Genomic DNA, 16119 nt, shown 5'->3' with positions numbered 1-16119 from the left:
GCCCAAGCCCGATTAGCTGCGGGTGAGTCTGGCCACGGTCTGGCGCGCAGCGGTATCGACCAGCTGCCAGGCACGCTCGAAATCGTCCATGCCACCGGTGTAGGGGTCGGGGATATCGTCACGCTCTTCCACACCGGCCCAGGGCAGCCAGAGCGCGACCTTGTCGCGCAGCGGCGCCGGGGCGATGCGTTGCAGATCGCGCAGATTGCTGCCATCGGCGCACAGCAGCCAGTCGAAGTGTTCGAAGTCGGCGCCTCGCACCTGGCGCGCGCGCAACCCGGAGATATCCACGCCATGCCCGCGTGCACAGCGAATCGCGCGCGGGTCCGGTGGATCGCCGGCATGCCAGTCACCGGTGCCGGCCGAATCGACCTCGATCCGCCGCGACAACCGCGCCTCGTCCAGCCGCGCACGCAGGGCGCCCTCGCCCATTGGCGAGCGGCAGATATTGCCCAGACACACGATCAGCACCCTCATGCCGCTGCCACGCGGGTTTGCGCGCGCGCCAGATCGTCCGGCGTATCGATGCCGGGCGGAAACTGCTCCGGCGTCAAGGCCACCGCGATGCGGTAGCCGGCCTCCATCACGCGCAATTGTTCCAGCGACTCGATGCGCTCCAGCATCCCGGGCGGCATTGCCGCAAAGCGCTGCAGAAATCCTGCGCGGTAGGCGTAGATCCCGATGTGGCGCAGCCATTGCCCGTCACTGGGCAAGCTGTCGCGCTGACTGGCGAAGCTGTCGCGATGCCAGGGAATCGGCGCGCGGCTGAAGTACAAGGCGTCGCCAGCTGCGTTACGCACCAGCTTGACCACGTTCGGATCGAACAGTTCGTGCGCGCCGTCGACCTGTGCGGCCAGCGTGGCCATCTCGGCGCCCGAGTGCAGCAGCAGCTCGGCCACCGCACGGATGCCGGCGGCCGGCGCGAACGGCTCGTCGCCCTGCAGGTTCACCACGCAGGTATCGGCTTCCCATCCGGCGATCCGCGCGCATTCGGCAAGCCGGTCGGTTCCCGATGCGTGCGCGTCGCCGGTCATCGCCACATGCACGCCGGACAGGCCTTCGATCACCTCGGCAATGCGTGCATCGTCGGTGGCCACCCAGACCTCACGCGCACCGGCCAGCAGTGCCCGCTCGGCCACATGCTGGATCATCGGGCGATTGCCGATCAACTGCAGCGGCTTGCCCGGCAAGCGCGTGGAAGCGTAGCGCGCGGGAATGGCGACGACGAAATCTGCAGGCGGTGAGTTAGTCATGCGTGCGCGCTCTGGAAAACAGGAAGAGATGAAGAAACGAGATAACCGAATCGCATGATGTCGTGGTGTGATTGAGCGAAGTCGCGGTGTTCAGTTGAGCAGCGATGCCCTACATCAGCACTACGCGCCGCTGCATGCACTGCTCGCACAGGCACACCGACCATCTTGATTGGTCCTTGCCCGCCCAACGTCGCGGGACCTTACGCGGCATGGATGCCGCGTAAGAGCCTACAAGGACGTACTTGCGGCGTGTCCCGCGACGGTGGCTGGGCAAGGGCCCTGCAACCAAGCCGCAGATCACCACTACCGGCGCAGCGTTCAAACGCCCTGCCGACTCGCCAACTTGTCCAGGCGATCCAGCAGACTCACCCAGAACGCCGCCGGCAGCTCCGCCTTGAGCGGCACGCTGTACAGCCACTCGTCGGCAAATGGCCTGCACTTCACTGCATCCTTTTCGGTCATCAGCACCGGCAGGCGGCTGCCGAAGCTGAAGTCGGTGGCGCGATAGACGTGGTGATCGGGAAAGGCATGCGGCACCACGCCGATGCCGCGCGCGCGCAGCATCGCGAAGAAGCGTTCCGGGTGCGCGATCCCGGCTACCGCATGCACGCGCTGGCCGGCCAGCCTGCTCAATGGCTGAGCGCGCTTGCCATCCATCGGTTGCACACTGTCGATGCTCAGGCGCATCTGCCATTCTCCGAATCCGGCGTCATCGGGCGCGGGTGCCGTCGTTGCTGCGCTAGCCTGGCCCAGATTGACCACGCGGAAATCGCAGTCGCGTGCGCGTGCAGCCGGCTCGCGCAGCGGCCCGGCCGGCAGCAGGCGCCCGTTGCCGTAGCGGCGCTGGCCATCGACCACTTCGATCTCCACATCGCGGGCCAGCCGGTAGTGTTGCAGCCCGTCGTCGCAGACGACGATGTCGCAGCCCGCTTCGACCAGGGCGCGCGCCGCAGCCAGGCGATCGCTGTCCACACGTACGCGGGCACCAGTCTTCCAGGCGATCAGGACCGGCTCGTCGCCGCCGAGCGCGACCGGCGTGTCCGCCTCGACCCAGCGTGCCGTGCCCGATTCGTCACGGCCATACCCGCGACTGGCCACGCCAGGCGTCCAGCCGGCCTCCTGCAACTTGGCGACCAGGGCAATCGTCAACGGCGTCTTGCCGGTGCCGCCGGCAGTGACGTTGCCCACCACGATCACCGGCACCGGCACGCCGCGGCGCTTGCGCCAGCCGCGGCGATACAGGGCGCGTCGCAGCGCGATGGCAGCACCGTAGACCGGTGCCAGCAGGCGCGCCGACAGCGGGATCGGCGCATTGTCGTACCAGTAACCCGGCGTGCGGGTGCCGCGCTTGCTCATGCCTGACGTTCGCGAAACTGCATGCCGTGCAGGTGCGAGTACAAGCCGCCCTGCTCCAGCAATTGGTGATGGGTGCCGCGCTCGACGATGCGGCCCTGATCCATCACCAGCACCTGGTCGGCATGCTCGATGGTGGACAGGCGGTGCGCGATCACCAGCGTGGTGCGGTCCGGCATCAGCTTGTGCAAGGCGTCCTGCACCAGGCGTTCGGATTCGTTGTCCAGCGCCGCGGTGGCTTCGTCCAGGATCAGGATCGGCGCGTCCTTGAGCATTGCGCGCGCGATCGCCAGCCGCTGGCGCTGGCCGCCGGACAGGCGCCCGCCCTTGGTGCCCACATGCGACTGCAGGCCTTCGGGCAATTGCGCGACGAACTCCATCGCGTTGGCGCCCAGGATGGCGCGTTCCAGCTGGCCGGCATCGGCACTGCGCATTTCGCCATAGGCGACGTTGTCGGCAATGCTGCCGTCGAACAGCATGACCTGCTGGCCGACCAGCGCGATCTGCCGCCGCAGATCGGCCAGCGCGTACGCCTGCACCGGGTGCCCGTCGAGCAGGATCTGCCCGGACTCTGCTTCGTAGAAGCGCGGGATCAACTTGATCAGGCTGGACTTGCCGCTGCCGGAACGCCCGACGATCGCCGTCACCGTGCCCGGTTGCGCCACGAAACTGACCTCGGCCAGGGCCGGGTTCACCTGGCCCGGATAGCGTGCAGTGACATTGCGGAATTCGATCAGGCCCTTGGCGCGCGTCAGCGGCACCGCGCCCTGGTCCGGCTCGTCGGGACTGTCGAGCACCGAGAACAGGCGCTCGGCCGAGGCCAGGCCGCGCTGCACCATGTTCTGCACATTGGTGAGCTGCTTGAGGCCCGGAATGATCGTCAGCATCGAGGTCATCAGCACCACGAAGTCGCCGGCGGTCAGCCGCCCGGCCAGTGCCTGGGCACCGGCGACGAACAGCAGCGCCGACAGGCCGATCGCGCCGATCATCTGCACCGTGGCGGTGGAAATGCCACGCGTGGATTCGACCTTCATCGCCAGACGCAGATTGCGGTCGGCCAGCGCGCCATAGCGCTCCATTTCGGTCTGCTGGGCACCGTAGATCTTGACCTCCTGATGGCTGGACAAGGTCTGGTCGGCCGCCTGCAGCAAATGCGCGCCGCTTTCCTGGATGCTGTGGCTGATGCGCCGATAGCGCCGCGCCACCTTGTCCATCACCCAGGCCAGCACCGGTGCCAGCACCAGGATGGTCAGCGTGACCTGCCAGCTATGCCACAGCATCAACGCCAGCGCGCCGATCACCTGCAGCGACTGCTGGATCATCACCTTGACCGCATCCACCGCCGCCTGCGCCACCTGGTCCGAGTCCGAGCCCAGGCGGATCAGCATCGACGGCACCGGTTCGGAATCGAAGCGCGATCCCGGCAGGCGCAGATATTTGGACATCACCTTGACGCGCAGGTCGCGCGCGATGCTGCGTGCGGATTTGCCCATCGCCATATCGGTGATGTAGCCGGCGACGCCGCGCACCACGAACAACAGGATGATCTGCACCGGCAGCCAGCGACTGACTTCGGCATTCTTGTAGATGAAGGTCTCGTCGGTGATCGGCTTCATCAACGCCAGGAAGCCGGTCGTGCCGGCCGCCTCGATCAGCGCGGCAATCAGCGCGGCGACCAGCAACAGGCGATACGGCTTGGCGAAGGCCAGCAGGCGACGGTACGTGCGCCAGGACGAAACTGGCGCCGGGCGGTCGTTGGAGGTGGTCACTGGCGGGTTCCGTTAGTGCGGGTCTGGCCGGTCGTGGGTGTCGCCCCGGCTTGAGGCGCTGTGGCGATCGCGATGCGGCGGAAGCCGAGTTGCCCCAATGCATCCTGCGCGGTCACCACCGCTTGATACGGCGTGCGTGCATCGGCGCGCATCAACACCGTCTGCTCGCGGTCGTCGCCGGCGAGCTGGGCGATGGTCTGCTTGAGCGAGTCCACGTCCGAGCGCAGCACTTCCTGATCGTTGATGAAATAACGCCCATCGGCATTGACCAGCACGCTCAGCGAACGTGGCGGTGTGCTGCTGTGCTGGTCGCTGGCGGTCGGCAGCTGCAATTGCAGCGTGGAGCGTGCGTCGAAAGTCGTGGTCACCACGAAAAAGATGATGAGGACAAGGATGACGTCAATCAATGGCACCAGATCGATATGCGGCTCGTCCTGGCTTCGGTCACTGCCGATGCGCATTCGTCAGCCCTTTGCCATGACAGGTTTGCCAGCTGCCGCGACCGGCGCCGCGGCGCCTGGCACCACGCGGCCGTCCATCGTGTCCAGCAACAAGGTGGCTTCCTGCTCCATCTCGATGATGTAACCAGCGATGCGGCCCTTGAAGAAGCGATGCGCCATCAATGCCGGTACCGCGATGATCATGCCGGTGGCCGTGCACACCAGCGCCTTGCCGATGCCGCCGGCCAGCTGGTTCACATCGCCCACGCCGTGATCGAGGATGCCCAGGAACATCTGGATCATGCCGACCACCGTGCCCAGCAGTCCCAGCAGCGGCCCGGCCGAAGCGATCGTGCCCAAGGCATTCAGATAGCGCTCCATGCGGTGCACCACATGCCGGCCGGTGTCCTCGATGCGCTCGCGAATCAACTCACGCGGACGACCGCGCACGTCCAGCGCTGCGGCCAGCAAGGCGCCCAGCGGCGAATTGCGCCGCAGCGACTCGATGTGGCTGGGATCCAGTTTGCCGCGCGCGGCCCAGTTGCGGACCTCCCCGCCCAGACCGGGCGGGGTCACCTCGTTGCGGCGCAGGCTCCACAGACGCTCCAGCACGATCGCCAGCGCGATCACGCCCAGCAACAGCAACGGCACCATCGGCCAACCGCCTGCCTTGACCAGCTCCAACACGATTCGATTCCTCCGGCAACGCGGCCGCCTATTCGCTGGTCGATAGGATAGCAGCCGACCGCCGCCGTTCCGCAGCATCCCAGAGCCGTGGCTGCCAGCGCCGCCGCTCGCGTACCTGCAGGCCGTCGGCGCCCAGCCAGACCCGGATTGCCCCGGCCTGGGCCGTGTCGAGCAACTCGGCGCCACTGCCCTGCCAGCGCTGCACCACCTCGGCACGCGGGTGACCGAAGCGGTTGCCGTGCCCGGAGGACACCAGCGCCAGCCGCGCGCCGGTGGCGGCGATGAAATCGGCATGCGAGCCGTCGGCGCTGCCGTGGTGCGGGACCACCACCACATCGGCACGCAACTCCGGAGCATGTTCCCGCAGCAGGCGGCGCTCGACGAGCTCACCGATATCGCCCGGCAACAATGCGCTTCCATACCGTGTTTCGATGCGCAGCACGCAACTGGACTGATTGCGCAGATACGGGAAGCCGGCGCTGGGGTGCAGGAAGCCAAAGCGCACCCCATCCCATGCCCATTGCTGGCCGGCACGGCAGCGGGTGCTGACGTCCAGTGGCGCCTGTGGCGGTGCCGCCGTCATCGCAACGGGCAATCCCGCACGCACCGCTGCATAGCCGCCGGCATGGTCGGCGTCGGCGTGACTGAGCACGATGGCATCCAGGCGGCGCACCCCGAGCGCGCGCAAGGCCGGCAGCACTACCCGCTCGCCGGCATCGAAGCCATCGCGCACCGCCGGACCGGTGTCGAACAGCAACGCATGCCGCTGCGTGCGTACCAAGACTGCCAGCCCCTGCCCCACGTCCAGCACCTGCACGTCGGCCTCGCCGGCCGCGGGCAGCTCGCGGTCCGGCCACAGCAGCGGCAACCACAACAGCAGCGCCATGGATTTGCCGGGCGTGCCGCGCGGCAACAGCAACCAGAACGCGCCGAGCAAGGCTGCGACCAACGCGAGCGCATCGGACTCGGGCACCCACCACAACGCCACCGAGGTCTGCCCAAGCCAGACCAGGCCCGGCCAGGTCAGCTCGAAGCACCAGCCAGCCAATCGCCATGCCCACACGCCCGCTCCCGGCAGCACTGCTTCCAGCCCGGTGCCCAGCAAGGCGAGCGGCACCACCACAAAAGTCCACCAGGGAATGGCGACCAGATTGGCCAATGGCCCCACCAACGACGCCTGGCCGAATAGGCTGACGGTCAACGGCAGAAGGCCGACAGTGGCGACGGTCTGGGCGGACAGGAAGCCGCGCACGACCGCGCGATTGTCCGCTGGCAGGCACCACACCAGCCAGGCCACCCCGGCAAAGCTGAGCCAGAAGCCCGCCACCAGCACGCTCAGCGGGTCCCACAGCAATACTGCCAACAAGGCCAGCGCGAGGATCTGCACGGTGCTGGCACGCCGCCGCAGCACCCGCGCCAACGCGACCACGGCAATCATCAGCACGGTGCGCACCGTGGGCAGCGCCAGGCCCGCCAGCACTGCATACCCTGCGGCACCGAGCAAGGCGGCGACCGCCGCCGCATGGCTACGCGGAATCCGCGTTCCAAGCACCGGCCAGGCTCGCCAGAGTCCGGCGACCAGCAGGGCGACGAATGCAGCCACCAGCCCCACATGGAATCCCGAGATCGCAATCAGATGGCTGAGCCCGGTCGCACGCAGCGTGGCCCAGGCTGCGTCGTCCAGCCCGCGTATGTCGCCCAAGGCGAGCGCGCGCAGGTAAGGCGCCGATGATCCGGGCACGCGGTCGGCAATGCGCTGCGACATCGCTTCGCGCCAGGCATCCACACCGCGCGGTGCAGCGGTCTGCCGCGCCGCAGCCGGCACCCGCACATAGCCGCTGGCGGCAATGCGCTGCGCCAGTGCCTGCCGCTCGGCATCGAAGCCACCGGGGTTGCGCAAGCCGCGTGGCGCACGCAGCTTGAGCCGCAGCTGCCAGGCGGCGCCCGCGCGCAGCGCGGCACGCGGCCCCATGCGCTCGGCACCGAAGTCGTCATACCAGGCCAGCTGCAGCAGCTTGCCGCGCAGTGCGGCAGGCTGTGCGGGATCGTCATCCACACGCAGCTGGAAGCGCGTGCGTCGTGGCTCGGCGACCGGCAGTTCGACAATCTGCCCGCGCACCGTCAGTTCCCGCGCTTCATCCTGCGGGCGCAGTTGTGCCTGCAGGACGCCGGCGACCTGCCAGCCCATCAGGCCGAAACCGAACACCACGCTGGCCAGTGCCCACACCAACACGATCCACCGCGGACGCAGCCATGTGCCGAGGCCGATGCCCAGCACCGCTGCAGCAAGGCATGCCGCATAGACCGCAGGCGACAGCAGCGCAGGCGACCACGCGCACACCACAATGCCCAGCAACAAGGCCGCTGCCACGGTCATCGTCGGTATCCGCCGCGGTGTAGGCGGTGCCTGTGCTGACGCATCCATGCTGTCGGTCGCCATCCCGGCCGTGGTCCATCCACCGACTCAAGTTAGACCAGCGCCTGCGTCGGGCACAGCAGCGAGCGGCGCATTGCGGGGTAGGAATCAGGCTGCCCCTGCAGTGGTATATCCAGCCGGTGCAAGGCGCTGCCACGCAGGTGCAATGCGCCAGGCAGGACAGCGTGTGCTGGCCGCACAGCAACCCTATCAGCCTGCATTCGCCTCGATTTCATGACTGCCGCGTTATGTTCGCCACTGTTTCTGAGGAGCTTCCCCCATGCGTAAAGGCACTGCACTGATTGTCGGCGTGACCGGCATTTCCGGTTACAACCTCGCCAATGTCCTGGTGGCCGATGGCTGGACCGTCTATGGGCTGGCACGGCGCCCGCTGCCTCAGGACGGCGTGATCCCGCTTGCGGCCGATCTGCTGGATGCCGACAGCACCAGCACCGCGCTGCGTGGCCTGCCGATCACCCACGTGTTCTTCTGCACCTGGACACGGCGCGACACCGAGCGCGAGAACGTCGAAGCCAACGGCGCGATGATGCGGCATCTGTGCGAAGCGCTGAGCGATGCGCCGCTGCAGCACATGGCGCTGGTCACCGGTACCAAGCATTACCTGGGCGCGTTCGAGAACTACGGCAGCGGCAAGGCGGAAACGCCGTTCCGCGAAAGCGAGCCGCGCCAGCCCGGCGAGAACTTCTACTACACGCTGGAAGACCTGTTGTTCGCACACGCCGAGCAGCATGGCTTCGGCTGGAGCGTGCATCGCTCGCACACCATGATCGGCATGGCCAATGGCAGCAATGCGATGAACATGGGCGTGACGCTGGCGGTGTATGCATCGCTGTGCAAGCACACCGGCCAGCCGTTCGTGTTTCCCGGCTCGCAGGCGCAGTGGAACAGCCTCACCGACCTGACCGATGCCGGCCTTCTCGGCAAGCAGCTGACCTGGGCCGGCCTGAGCCCGGCCGCACGCAATCAGGCCTTCAACACCGTCAACGGCGATGTGTTCCGCTGGCGCTGGATGTGGAGCCAGATTGCCGACTTCTTCGGGCTCGACGCTGCGCCCTGCCCCGAGACCCCGCAGCCGCTGGAGGCACGCCTGAGCGAGACCGCGCCGGCAATATGGAGCGAGATCGCCAGCCAGCATGGCCTGGTGGAGGCCGACGTCAATCGATTGGCGTCCTGGTGGCACACCGATGCCGACCTGGGCCGCGAGATCGAGTGCGTCAATGACATGACCAAGAGCCGCGAACTGGGCTTTACGGATTTCTACGACAGCCGTGCATCGTTCCTGGAACTGTTCACGCGCCTGCGCGCGCTGCGCATCATTCCCTGATGCGTTGGGTCGTCGCCACGCCCGTGGCGGCGACCGTTCTTCCTGTCACGGCGCGTCCTGTCACCGCGAGCATCGACGCGATGCAGCGCGCGAGCACTGCGTGCTGAGCGCGCATGTTGTGGCCACCGCCGGTCGGTGCATCACGCGAATGCACCCGCAATCAGCCCCAGGATCTTCAATCTGAGACCGCGGGTTCAACACCGCCCAGCCGCCAGGAATTCCGACGGCCAGGCAGTGCTTCTCACACCGCAGAAGGTGCCAGTTCGCGCAGCTTGCCCTGATGCAGCTCGAGCACGCGGTCCAGGCGCCGCGCCAGGCTGCGATCGTGCGTCACCAGGACCAGACTGGTGCGCTGCGCACGATTGAGTTCCAGCATCAGTTCGAACACGGTCTCGGCGGTCTTGTCGTCCAGGTTGCCGGTGGGCTCATCGCCCAGCACGCAGCCCGGCTTGTTGACCAGTGCGCGCGCCACCGCCGCACGCTGACGCTCGCCGCCGGACAACTCGCTGGGCTTGTGCTCGATGCGATGTCCGAGCCCGACCGATTCCAGCAACTGCAAGGCCTGCGCCCGCGCCACCGACACCTCTTTCCCGGACAGCAGCACCGGCATCATCACGTTTTCCAGCGCGGTGAATTCCGGCAGCAGATGATGGAACTGGTACACGAAACCCAGGGCCTGATTGCGCAGCTTGCCGCGCTCGCCATCGGACAACGCCGACATGCGCCGGCCGGCCACATACACCTCGCCGGAGGTCGGAATGTCCAAGCCGCCGAGCAGATGCAGCAGCGTGCTCTTGCCCGCCCCCGAGGCGCCGACAATGGCCACGGTTTCGCCGGTCGCCACGGTCAGATCCAGACCGTCGAACACCGGCGTGCGCATCTTGCCTTCGGCGTAGGTCTTGGCCAGACCCTCGGCGCGGATCACCGCCTCTGCTTGGTTTGGCGTTTGCATGGCCGATTCCCTGATCTCATTCATAACGCAGCGCCTCCGCCGGCTGCGTGCGCGAGGCGCGCCATGCCGGATACAAGGTCGCCAGGAAACTCATCACCAGCGCGACGACGGTGATCACCACCACGTCCTGGATCTGCATGTCGGTCGGCAAGCCGGTGATGTAATACACGTCCTCGGGCAGCAGCTTGACGCTGAAGATGGTCTCGATCACACCCAGGATGCGTTCCAGGTTGAGCGTCAGCACGATGCCGCCGATCACGCCCATGATCGTGCCCATGAAGCCGATCAACGAACCCTGCACCATGAACACCTGCATCACCCCCGCAGGCGACAGGCCCAGGGTGCGCAGGATGGCGATATCGGCCTGCTTGTCGGTGACCAGCATGACCTGCGAGGACACCAGGTTGAACGCGCCCATCGCCACGATCAGCGACAGCAGGATGCCCATCACGGTCTTTTCCATCTTCAACGAGTGGTAGAGATTGGCGTTCTCCTGGGTCCAGTCGCTGACCCGGTACGGGCCGTGCAACTTCACCGCCAGATCGCGTGCCACCGGCCAGGCCTGATCCATGTCGTGCAGGCGCAGACGCACGCCGGTGACGCCGTCCATGCGCAGCACGCGTGCCAGGTCCTGCATGTTGACCACGGCCAGGCCGCGGTCGATCTCGTTGTAGCCCGCCTCGAAGATTCCGCTGACGGTGAAGCGTTTGAGCCGCGGCATCGCGCCCAGCGGCGTGGCCTGGGTATCGCTGAGCAGCACCACGATGCTGTCGCCCATGTCCACGCCCAGCCAGATCGCCAGCTCCTTGCCGATGACGATGTTGTAGGAGCCCGGCGTCAGGCTGTCGACCGACCCCTGCTGCATCTTCTTGGCCAGCACCGACACCTTGCCCTCTTCGGCAGGAACGATGCCGCGCACGATCGCCGGCTGCTTGCGCGGGCCCTGCAGCAGCGATTCGGTTTCGATGTAAGGCGCGGCACCGGCGATGCGCGGATCGGCCATGGCGACCGCGACCGCGTGCTGCCAGTCGTGCATCGGCGCACCGTCCGCACTGACCGTGGCATGCGCGGCCATCTGCAGCAGACGGTCGCGGATTTCCTTCTGGAAACCGCTCATCACCGCCAGCGTGGTGATCAGCACGGTCACGCCCAGGGCGATGCCCAGGATCGATGCCATCGAGATAAACGAGATGAAGCCATTGCGCCGCTTGGCACGCAGGTAGCGCAAGCCGATGGCAACCGGGATAGGTTTGAACATGCGGTTCAACCAGGAAAGGGACGCTATGGTGCCACTTGCGGCCGCCGGGACGAAATGGCGTGTGCCTGAGCGGCCAGACGCAGTTCACGTCGCTGCGCTGCGGGCAAGGTGTCCGGCCAGAAAAGCAGGCGTTGGCGACGTGCATCCAGGCCGGTCCACGCCACCACTGCGATCGGCCCGCGCCACGCCACCTGCAGGCCCTGCACCTGCACACCGTCAACGCTGGCAGGCGTTTCGCTCCAGGGCACGATCACTTCCCGTGCTGACGAGCGCAACAGCAGGCGCAGCGATCGTCCACCGGTCAACACCGTATAGACGGACAACAGCATCGCCAGCCATGGCGGTGCCCCGCTCCGCCAGAGTGCCCACAATGCGAGCGCGCTCAGCACGCCCAGCGCGCAAGCAAGCCCGCGCGAGGGCCGCCATTCAAGCCGGCATGGCGCGAATATCGGCGATGAGTGCGGCGTTGACGGCATCCGGGCAGGCCTCGTATCCCATGAACCAGCGCCACAACTTATCGTCTTCGCAATCCAGCAGCTGTAGGAAAACCGCGCGCTCGGATTCGGAAGCCTGCGCCCAGCGTTGATCCAGATAGCGCCCGAACAATTGATCGAGCTCGCGCATGCCGCGCCGGCAACGCCAGCGCAGTTTCTTCAGCAGGGTTTGTTCGTCCATCTCACTCTCCAGCTCGCCTTGCCGGCGCCGAAAACGACAGCGGCACCAGACCAAGGGCCGGTGCCGCTGTGAACCATCTCCCCGCCAACGCGGGGCCGCACTGCCCTGCGATCAGGCGCGACGCGCCATCATCAGCTTCTTGATCTCGGCAATCGCCAGCGCCGGGTTCAGGCCCTTGGGACAGGTCCGCGCGCAGTTCATGATGGTGTGGCAGCGATACAGCTTGAACGGATCTTCCAGGTCGTCCAGGCGCGCACCGGTGTCCTCGTCGCGCGAATCGATGATCCAGCGATACGCCTGCAGCAGGATCGCCGGGCCCAGATAGCGCTCGCCATTCCACCAGTAGCTCGGGCAACTGGTCGAGCAGCAGGCGCACAGGATGCACTCGTACAGGCCATCGAGCTTGCGGCGGTCTTCCGGCGACTGCAGGCGCTCGCGATCCGGCGGCGGCGGGGTCTGGGTACGGATCCACGGCTTGATCGACGCGTACTGCGCGTAAAAGTGCGTCAGATCCGGCACCAGGTCCTTGACCACGCTCATATGCGGCAGCGGATAGATCGGCACCTCGGCCTTGCCGCAGGCGGCAATCGCCTTGGTGCAGGCCAGCGTATTGGTGCCGTCGATGTTCATCGCGCACGAGCCGCAGATGCCCTCGCGGCAGGAGCGGCGGAACGCCAGTGTCGGGTCGATCTCGTTCTTGATCTTGATCAGCGCGTCCAACACCATCGGACCGCACTTGTCGAGATCGATCTCATAGCTGTCGGTACGCGGGTTGGCTTCGCCATCCGGATCCCAGCGGTAGACCTTGAAGGTGCGCTTGTTCTTGGCGCCCTGTGCAGGGTAATGCTTGCCCTTGCCGATCTTTGAATTCTTGGGGAGGGTGAACTCTGCCATAGCTGCTCTCGTTGGCTCAGGCGATGCGCGGTGCGAACAACAACCGCACCGTGCGCATGAAGGTAAAGATGACGGATGCCACCGCCGCGGCGGTGGCGCAACCGCCGGCGGCTTGCCGGCGTTGCCCCTGCGTCATGGGGCGATCCGGCTGGCGCGGTGCATGGCTGCGGTACCCGGACAGGCCGGCCAGCAGAGGCAACGCGAAAGCGGATCGATCCATGCGCATCGATCAGTAAACGCGCGGCTTCGGCGGGACCACGTCCACGTCCTTGCTCAGCGTGTACATGTGCACCGGACGATATTCGAACTCGCACTTGCCCTTGTCGTCGACGGTGACCAGCGTGTGCTTCTGCCAGTTGACGTCGTCGCGGTCCGGAAAGTCTTCGTGCGAATGCGCGCCGCGGCTCTCATGCCGCTGCTCGGCCGAGTTGATCGTCGCCACTGCGTTGAGCAGCAGGTTGTTCAACTCGTAGGTTTCGATCAGGTCCGAATTCCACACCAGCGAGCGGTCCGAGACCTTGACGTCTTCGAAGCTGGCGAAGATCTCGGCCATCTTGTCGACACCCTCTTTCAGCGTCTTGCTGGTACGGAACACGGCTGCGTCCGACTGCATGGTGCGCTGCATGTTGTCGCGGATCACCGAGGTCGGCGTGGAGCCGTTGGCGTAGCGCAGCTTGTCCAGCAGGCCCAGCGCCTTGTCGCAGGCATCGGACGGCAGCGTCTTGTGCGGCTGGTTGGGCTTGACCGTCTCGGCGCAGCGGTTTGCCACCGCACGGCCGAACACCACCAGATCCAGCAGCGAGTTGGAACCCAGGCGGTTGGCACCGTGCACCGACACGCAGGCAGCTTCGCCGATCGCATACAGGCCCGGCACGACCGCATCCGGATTGTCGCCCTGCTTGCGCACGACTTCGCCGTAGAAGTTGGTCGGAATGCCGCCCATGTTGTAGTGCACGGTCGGCAACACCGGAATCGGCTGCTTGGTCACGTCCACACCGGCAAAGATGTGCGCGCTCTCGGCGATGCCGGGCAGCTTCTCGTTGATGACTTCCGGGCCGAGGTGGGTCAGGTCGAGCAGGATGTGATCCTTGTGCTCGCCCACGCCACGGCCTTCGCGGATCTCCACGGTCATCGAGCGCGACACCACGTCGCGCGATGCCAGATCCTTGTAATGCGGTGCGTAGCGCTCCATGAAGCGCTCGCCGTTGCTGTTGCGCAGGATGCCGCCTTCGCCGCGCACGCCCTCGGTGATCAGGCAGCCAGCACCGTAGATACCGGTGGGATGGAACTGCACGAACTCCATGTCCTGCACCGGCAGGCCGGCACGCATCACCAGGCCGCCGCCGTCACCGGTACAGGTGTGGGCGGAGGTCGCGCTGAAGTAGGCACGGCCATAGCCGCCGGTGGCCAGCACCACGCCGTGGGCGCGGAACAGATGCAAGCTGCCATCGGCCATGTCCAGCGCCAGTACGCCGCGGCAGACGCCCTCCTCGTCGAAGATCAGGTCGAGTGCGAAGTACTCGATCATGAAGCGTGCGTTATGCGCCAGCGACTGCTGATACAGCGTGTGCAGCATCGCGTGACCGGTACGGTCGGCCGCCGCGCAGGTGCGCTGCGCGGACGGGCCTTCGCCGTACTTGGTGGTCATGCCGCCGAACGGACGCTGGTAGATCTTGCCCTCTTCGGTCCGCGAGAACGGCACGCCGTAGTGCTCGAGCTCGATAATCGCCGGAATCGCCTCGCGGCACATGTACTCGATCGCGTCCTGGTCGCCCAGCCAGTCCGAGCCCTTGATGGTGTCGTAGAAGTGGTAGCGCCAGTCGTCTTCGCCCATGTTGCCGAGCGCGGCCGAGATGCCACCCTGCGCCGCCACGGTATGCGAGCGGGTCGGGAAGACCTTGGTCAGGCAGACCGTCTGCAGGCCCTTCTGGGCCAGGCCGAACGTGGCGCGCAGGCCAGCGCCGCCGGCGCCCACCACGACCATGTCGTACTTGTGTTCTGTAATCTTGTAAGCGGACATCGAATTATGGATTCCTGTTTGGTCGCGGACGACTCAGCTGATGCCCAGCGCAATACGCGCCACGGCAAACACGCTGACGATGGCGCCCAGCACGGCGACGAAGCGCACGATGGTCTGCGCAGCAAGCGCGAGCAGCGAGTTGTGCACGTAATCTTCCAGCACCACCTGCATGCCCAGCTGCGCATGCCAGAACGAGGCGATCAGGAAGCCGACCAATAGGATCGCGTTCCAGGGCTTGGCCACGGCGGCGCTGGCCGCAGCGTGATCGGCACCGATCAGGCTCAGCACGAAGATCAGGAACCAGATCGACAGCGGCACCAGGGCGGTGGCGGTCAGGCGCTGCACCACGAAATGCTCGGTGCCGGTCTTGGCGGCACCCAGGCCACGCACATTCTTCAGCGGGGTACGGTAGCGGTTCATACGGCACCTCCGGCCAGCAATACATAGGCCCAGATCGCAGCGGTGAGCACGAAGCTCAGGATCAGCGACAACCAGCCAAGACTGACGAACGAGCGCACTGCATAGCCCTGTCCGAAGTCCTGCATGATGTGGCGCAGTCCACCGAACAGGTGGAACGCGAAGCACCAGGTCCAGCCGAACAGGAAGACCTGGCCGTACCAGGCGCCTGCGTGTTCGCGGAAACAATTCCAGTGGTCGGGGCCGAGCATCAATGTCAGCAAGGCGGCGGCAATCGCCAGCGCGCCGATGGACAGTACGATGCCGGTGGCTCGATTGAGAATCGAGGTCACCATCTGTATCTGCCAGCGGTACACCTGGAGATGCGGGGAAAGAGGACGTTCGCGGATCGCCATTCGCTGGGCTCGTTTTCTCGGCTGGGCGGCACTAGGCCGCTGTGGCTAGAAGCTGCTCAAAAATCGATGCAGCGTCCATTTTTTTCCCAGTCGCCGTAGCGCGTTGGCTCGGGGCCGTCGCGTCCACCAATTTCCTTCGGCAGTGGCTGCTTCTCGGGAAGATGCTCCTGAGGAGAAGGCTGCGTCTCGGAATCCTGCGCTGGGGTGGGGGTTGGATGGCCTATCATAGTGGTCTCACAACGTTG

17 protein-coding genes and 1 pseudogene are annotated in these 16119 nt (G+C 66.2%); 1 reads left to right on the top strand and 17 read right to left on the bottom strand.

What is annotated here, in order from left to right:
- Positions 1-12: 12 nt before the first annotated feature.
- From XARJCFBP2528_RS05105 to XARJCFBP2528_RS05075, 7 genes and pseudogenes are all read right to left on the bottom strand, one after another.
- Entirely contained in the window at positions 13-477 is a 465-nt protein-coding gene (locus tag XARJCFBP2528_RS05105) for a low molecular weight protein-tyrosine-phosphatase (protein WP_026064339.1), read from the bottom strand.
- A complete protein-coding gene (kdsB, locus tag XARJCFBP2528_RS05100) occupies positions 474-1253 on the bottom strand; it encodes a 3-deoxy-manno-octulosonate cytidylyltransferase (RefSeq protein WP_026064340.1) in 780 nt (259 codons plus the stop codon). The genes XARJCFBP2528_RS05105 and kdsB overlap by 4 nt, the downstream gene beginning before the upstream one ends.
- A 318-nt stretch (positions 1254-1571) precedes the next feature.
- A complete protein-coding gene (gene lpxK, locus XARJCFBP2528_RS05095) occupies positions 1572-2609 on the bottom strand; it encodes a tetraacyldisaccharide 4'-kinase (RefSeq protein ID WP_016902579.1) in 1038 nt (345 codons plus the stop codon).
- Positions 2606-4375, bottom strand: coding sequence for a lipid A export permease/ATP-binding protein MsbA (gene msbA, locus XARJCFBP2528_RS05090; RefSeq protein WP_016902580.1), 1770 nt, complete (start codon positions 4373-4375; stop codon positions 2606-2608). The genes lpxK and msbA overlap by 4 nt, the downstream gene beginning before the upstream one ends.
- A complete protein-coding gene (locus XARJCFBP2528_RS05085) occupies positions 4372-4836 on the bottom strand; it encodes an ExbD/TolR family protein (protein ID WP_016902581.1) in 465 nt (154 codons plus the stop codon). The genes msbA and XARJCFBP2528_RS05085 overlap by 4 nt, the downstream gene beginning before the upstream one ends.
- 3 nt (positions 4837-4839) lie before the next feature.
- Positions 4840-5502, bottom strand: a complete 663-nt coding sequence (locus XARJCFBP2528_RS05080) for a MotA/TolQ/ExbB proton channel family protein (protein WP_026064341.1) — start codon at positions 5500-5502, stop codon at positions 4840-4842.
- Positions 5396-7942 (bottom strand): annotated as a pseudogene (locus XARJCFBP2528_RS05075) (DNA internalization-related competence protein ComEC/Rec2); the annotation flags it as partial. The gene XARJCFBP2528_RS05080 and the pseudogene XARJCFBP2528_RS05075, both read right to left, overlap by 107 nt.
- A gap of 256 nt (positions 7943-8198) precedes the next feature.
- Here XARJCFBP2528_RS05075 and XARJCFBP2528_RS05070 point away from each other — a divergent pair.
- Positions 8199-9263 carry an SDR family oxidoreductase gene (locus tag XARJCFBP2528_RS05070; protein ID WP_016902584.1) on the top strand — a complete coding sequence of 355 codons (1065 nt, stop codon included), beginning with the start codon at positions 8199-8201 and terminating at the stop codon, positions 9261-9263.
- Positions 9264-9504: 241 nt separating this feature from the next.
- Here XARJCFBP2528_RS05070 and lolD read toward each other — a convergent pair whose 3' ends face one another.
- The 10 genes from lolD to XARJCFBP2528_RS24060 all read right to left on the bottom strand — a co-directional run bounded on the left by lolD (position 9505) and on the right by XARJCFBP2528_RS24060 (position 16101).
- Entirely contained in the window at positions 9505-10215 is a 711-nt protein-coding gene (lolD, locus tag XARJCFBP2528_RS05065) for a lipoprotein-releasing ABC transporter ATP-binding protein LolD (RefSeq protein ID WP_476001609.1), read from the bottom strand.
- A 16-nt stretch (positions 10216-10231) separates the two neighbouring features.
- A complete protein-coding gene (locus XARJCFBP2528_RS05060; RefSeq protein WP_047124419.1) occupies positions 10232-11473 on the bottom strand; it encodes a lipoprotein-releasing ABC transporter permease subunit in 1242 nt (413 codons plus the stop codon).
- A 23-nt stretch (positions 11474-11496) separates the two neighbouring features.
- Positions 11497-11949: a hypothetical protein gene (locus XARJCFBP2528_RS05055; RefSeq protein ID WP_047124418.1), complete on the bottom strand. Its 453-nt coding sequence runs from the start codon at positions 11947-11949 to the stop codon at positions 11497-11499.
- On the bottom strand, positions 11900-12148 hold the full coding sequence (locus tag XARJCFBP2528_RS05050) for an FAD assembly factor SdhE (RefSeq protein ID WP_047124417.1): 249 nt from the start codon (positions 12146-12148) through the stop codon (positions 11900-11902). Before XARJCFBP2528_RS05050 ends, XARJCFBP2528_RS05055 begins: the two co-directional genes overlap by 50 nt.
- 111 nt (positions 12149-12259) lie before the next feature.
- On the bottom strand, positions 12260-13042 hold the full coding sequence (locus XARJCFBP2528_RS05045) for a succinate dehydrogenase iron-sulfur subunit (RefSeq protein WP_047124416.1): 783 nt from the start codon (positions 13040-13042) through the stop codon (positions 12260-12262).
- Between the two features lie 16 nt (positions 13043-13058).
- Positions 13059-13268 (bottom strand): hypothetical protein, encoded by a 210-nt coding sequence (locus XARJCFBP2528_RS05040; RefSeq protein ID WP_047124415.1) that lies wholly within the window; start codon positions 13266-13268, stop codon positions 13059-13061.
- 3 nt (positions 13269-13271) lie between these two features.
- Positions 13272-15062, bottom strand: coding sequence for a succinate dehydrogenase flavoprotein subunit (gene sdhA, locus XARJCFBP2528_RS05035; protein WP_016902591.1), 1791 nt, complete (start codon positions 15060-15062; stop codon positions 13272-13274).
- A 33-nt stretch (positions 15063-15095) separates the two neighbouring features.
- Positions 15096-15482: a succinate dehydrogenase, hydrophobic membrane anchor protein gene (sdhD, locus tag XARJCFBP2528_RS05030; RefSeq protein WP_016902592.1), complete on the bottom strand. Its 387-nt coding sequence runs from the start codon at positions 15480-15482 to the stop codon at positions 15096-15098.
- Entirely contained in the window at positions 15479-15874 is a 396-nt protein-coding gene (sdhC, locus tag XARJCFBP2528_RS05025) for a succinate dehydrogenase, cytochrome b556 subunit (protein WP_026064344.1), read from the bottom strand. Before sdhC ends, sdhD begins: the two co-directional genes overlap by 4 nt.
- A 56-nt stretch (positions 15875-15930) precedes the next feature.
- Positions 15931-16101: a DUF1674 domain-containing protein gene (locus XARJCFBP2528_RS24060; RefSeq protein WP_162839016.1), complete on the bottom strand. Its 171-nt coding sequence runs from the start codon at positions 16099-16101 to the stop codon at positions 15931-15933.
- Positions 16102-16119: the final 18 nt, after the last annotated feature.

Source organism: Xanthomonas arboricola pv. juglandis, from assembly GCF_001013475.1.
GTDB lineage: Bacteria > Pseudomonadota > Gammaproteobacteria > Xanthomonadales > Xanthomonadaceae > Xanthomonas > Xanthomonas arboricola.
This window is presented reverse-complemented; position numbering and strand designations above follow the sequence as displayed.

Coding starts and splice junctions, on each gene's coding strand:
- XARJCFBP2528_RS05105 (WP_026064339.1), bottom strand. CDS start 477: ATGAGGGTGCTGATCGTGTGTCTGGGCAATATCTGCCGCTCGCCAATG.
- kdsB (WP_026064340.1), bottom strand. CDS start 1,253: ATGACTAACTCACCGCCTGCAGATTTCGTCGTCGCCATTCCCGCGCGC.
- lpxK (WP_016902579.1), bottom strand. CDS start 2,609: ATGAGCAAGCGCGGCACCCGCACGCCGGGTTACTGGTACGACAATGCG.
- XARJCFBP2528_RS05085 (WP_016902581.1), bottom strand. CDS start 4,836: ATGCGCATCGGCAGTGACCGAAGCCAGGACGAGCCGCATATCGATCTG.
- XARJCFBP2528_RS05070 (WP_016902584.1), top strand. CDS start 8,199: ATGCGTAAAGGCACTGCACTGATTGTCGGCGTGACCGGCATTTCCGGT.
- lolD (WP_476001609.1), bottom strand. CDS start 10,215: ATGCAAACGCCAAACCAAGCAGAGGCGGTGATCCGCGCCGAGGGTCTG.
- XARJCFBP2528_RS05060 (WP_047124419.1), bottom strand. CDS start 11,473: ATGTTCAAACCTATCCCGGTTGCCATCGGCTTGCGCTACCTGCGTGCC.
- XARJCFBP2528_RS05055 (WP_047124418.1), bottom strand. CDS start 11,949: ATGCCGTCAACGCCGCACTCATCGCCGATATTCGCGCCATGCCGGCTT.
- XARJCFBP2528_RS05050 (WP_047124417.1), bottom strand. CDS start 12,148: ATGGACGAACAAACCCTGCTGAAGAAACTGCGCTGGCGTTGCCGGCGC.
- XARJCFBP2528_RS05045 (WP_047124416.1), bottom strand. CDS start 13,042: ATGGCAGAGTTCACCCTCCCCAAGAATTCAAAGATCGGCAAGGGCAAG.
- XARJCFBP2528_RS05040 (WP_047124415.1), bottom strand. CDS start 13,268: ATGCGCATGGATCGATCCGCTTTCGCGTTGCCTCTGCTGGCCGGCCTG.
- sdhA (WP_016902591.1), bottom strand. CDS start 15,062: ATGTCCGCTTACAAGATTACAGAACACAAGTACGACATGGTCGTGGTG.
- sdhD (WP_016902592.1), bottom strand. CDS start 15,482: ATGAACCGCTACCGTACCCCGCTGAAGAATGTGCGTGGCCTGGGTGCC.
- sdhC (WP_026064344.1), bottom strand. CDS start 15,874: ATGGCGATCCGCGAACGTCCTCTTTCCCCGCATCTCCAGGTGTACCGC.
- XARJCFBP2528_RS24060 (WP_162839016.1), bottom strand. CDS start 16,101: ATGATAGGCCATCCAACCCCCACCCCAGCGCAGGATTCCGAGACGCAG.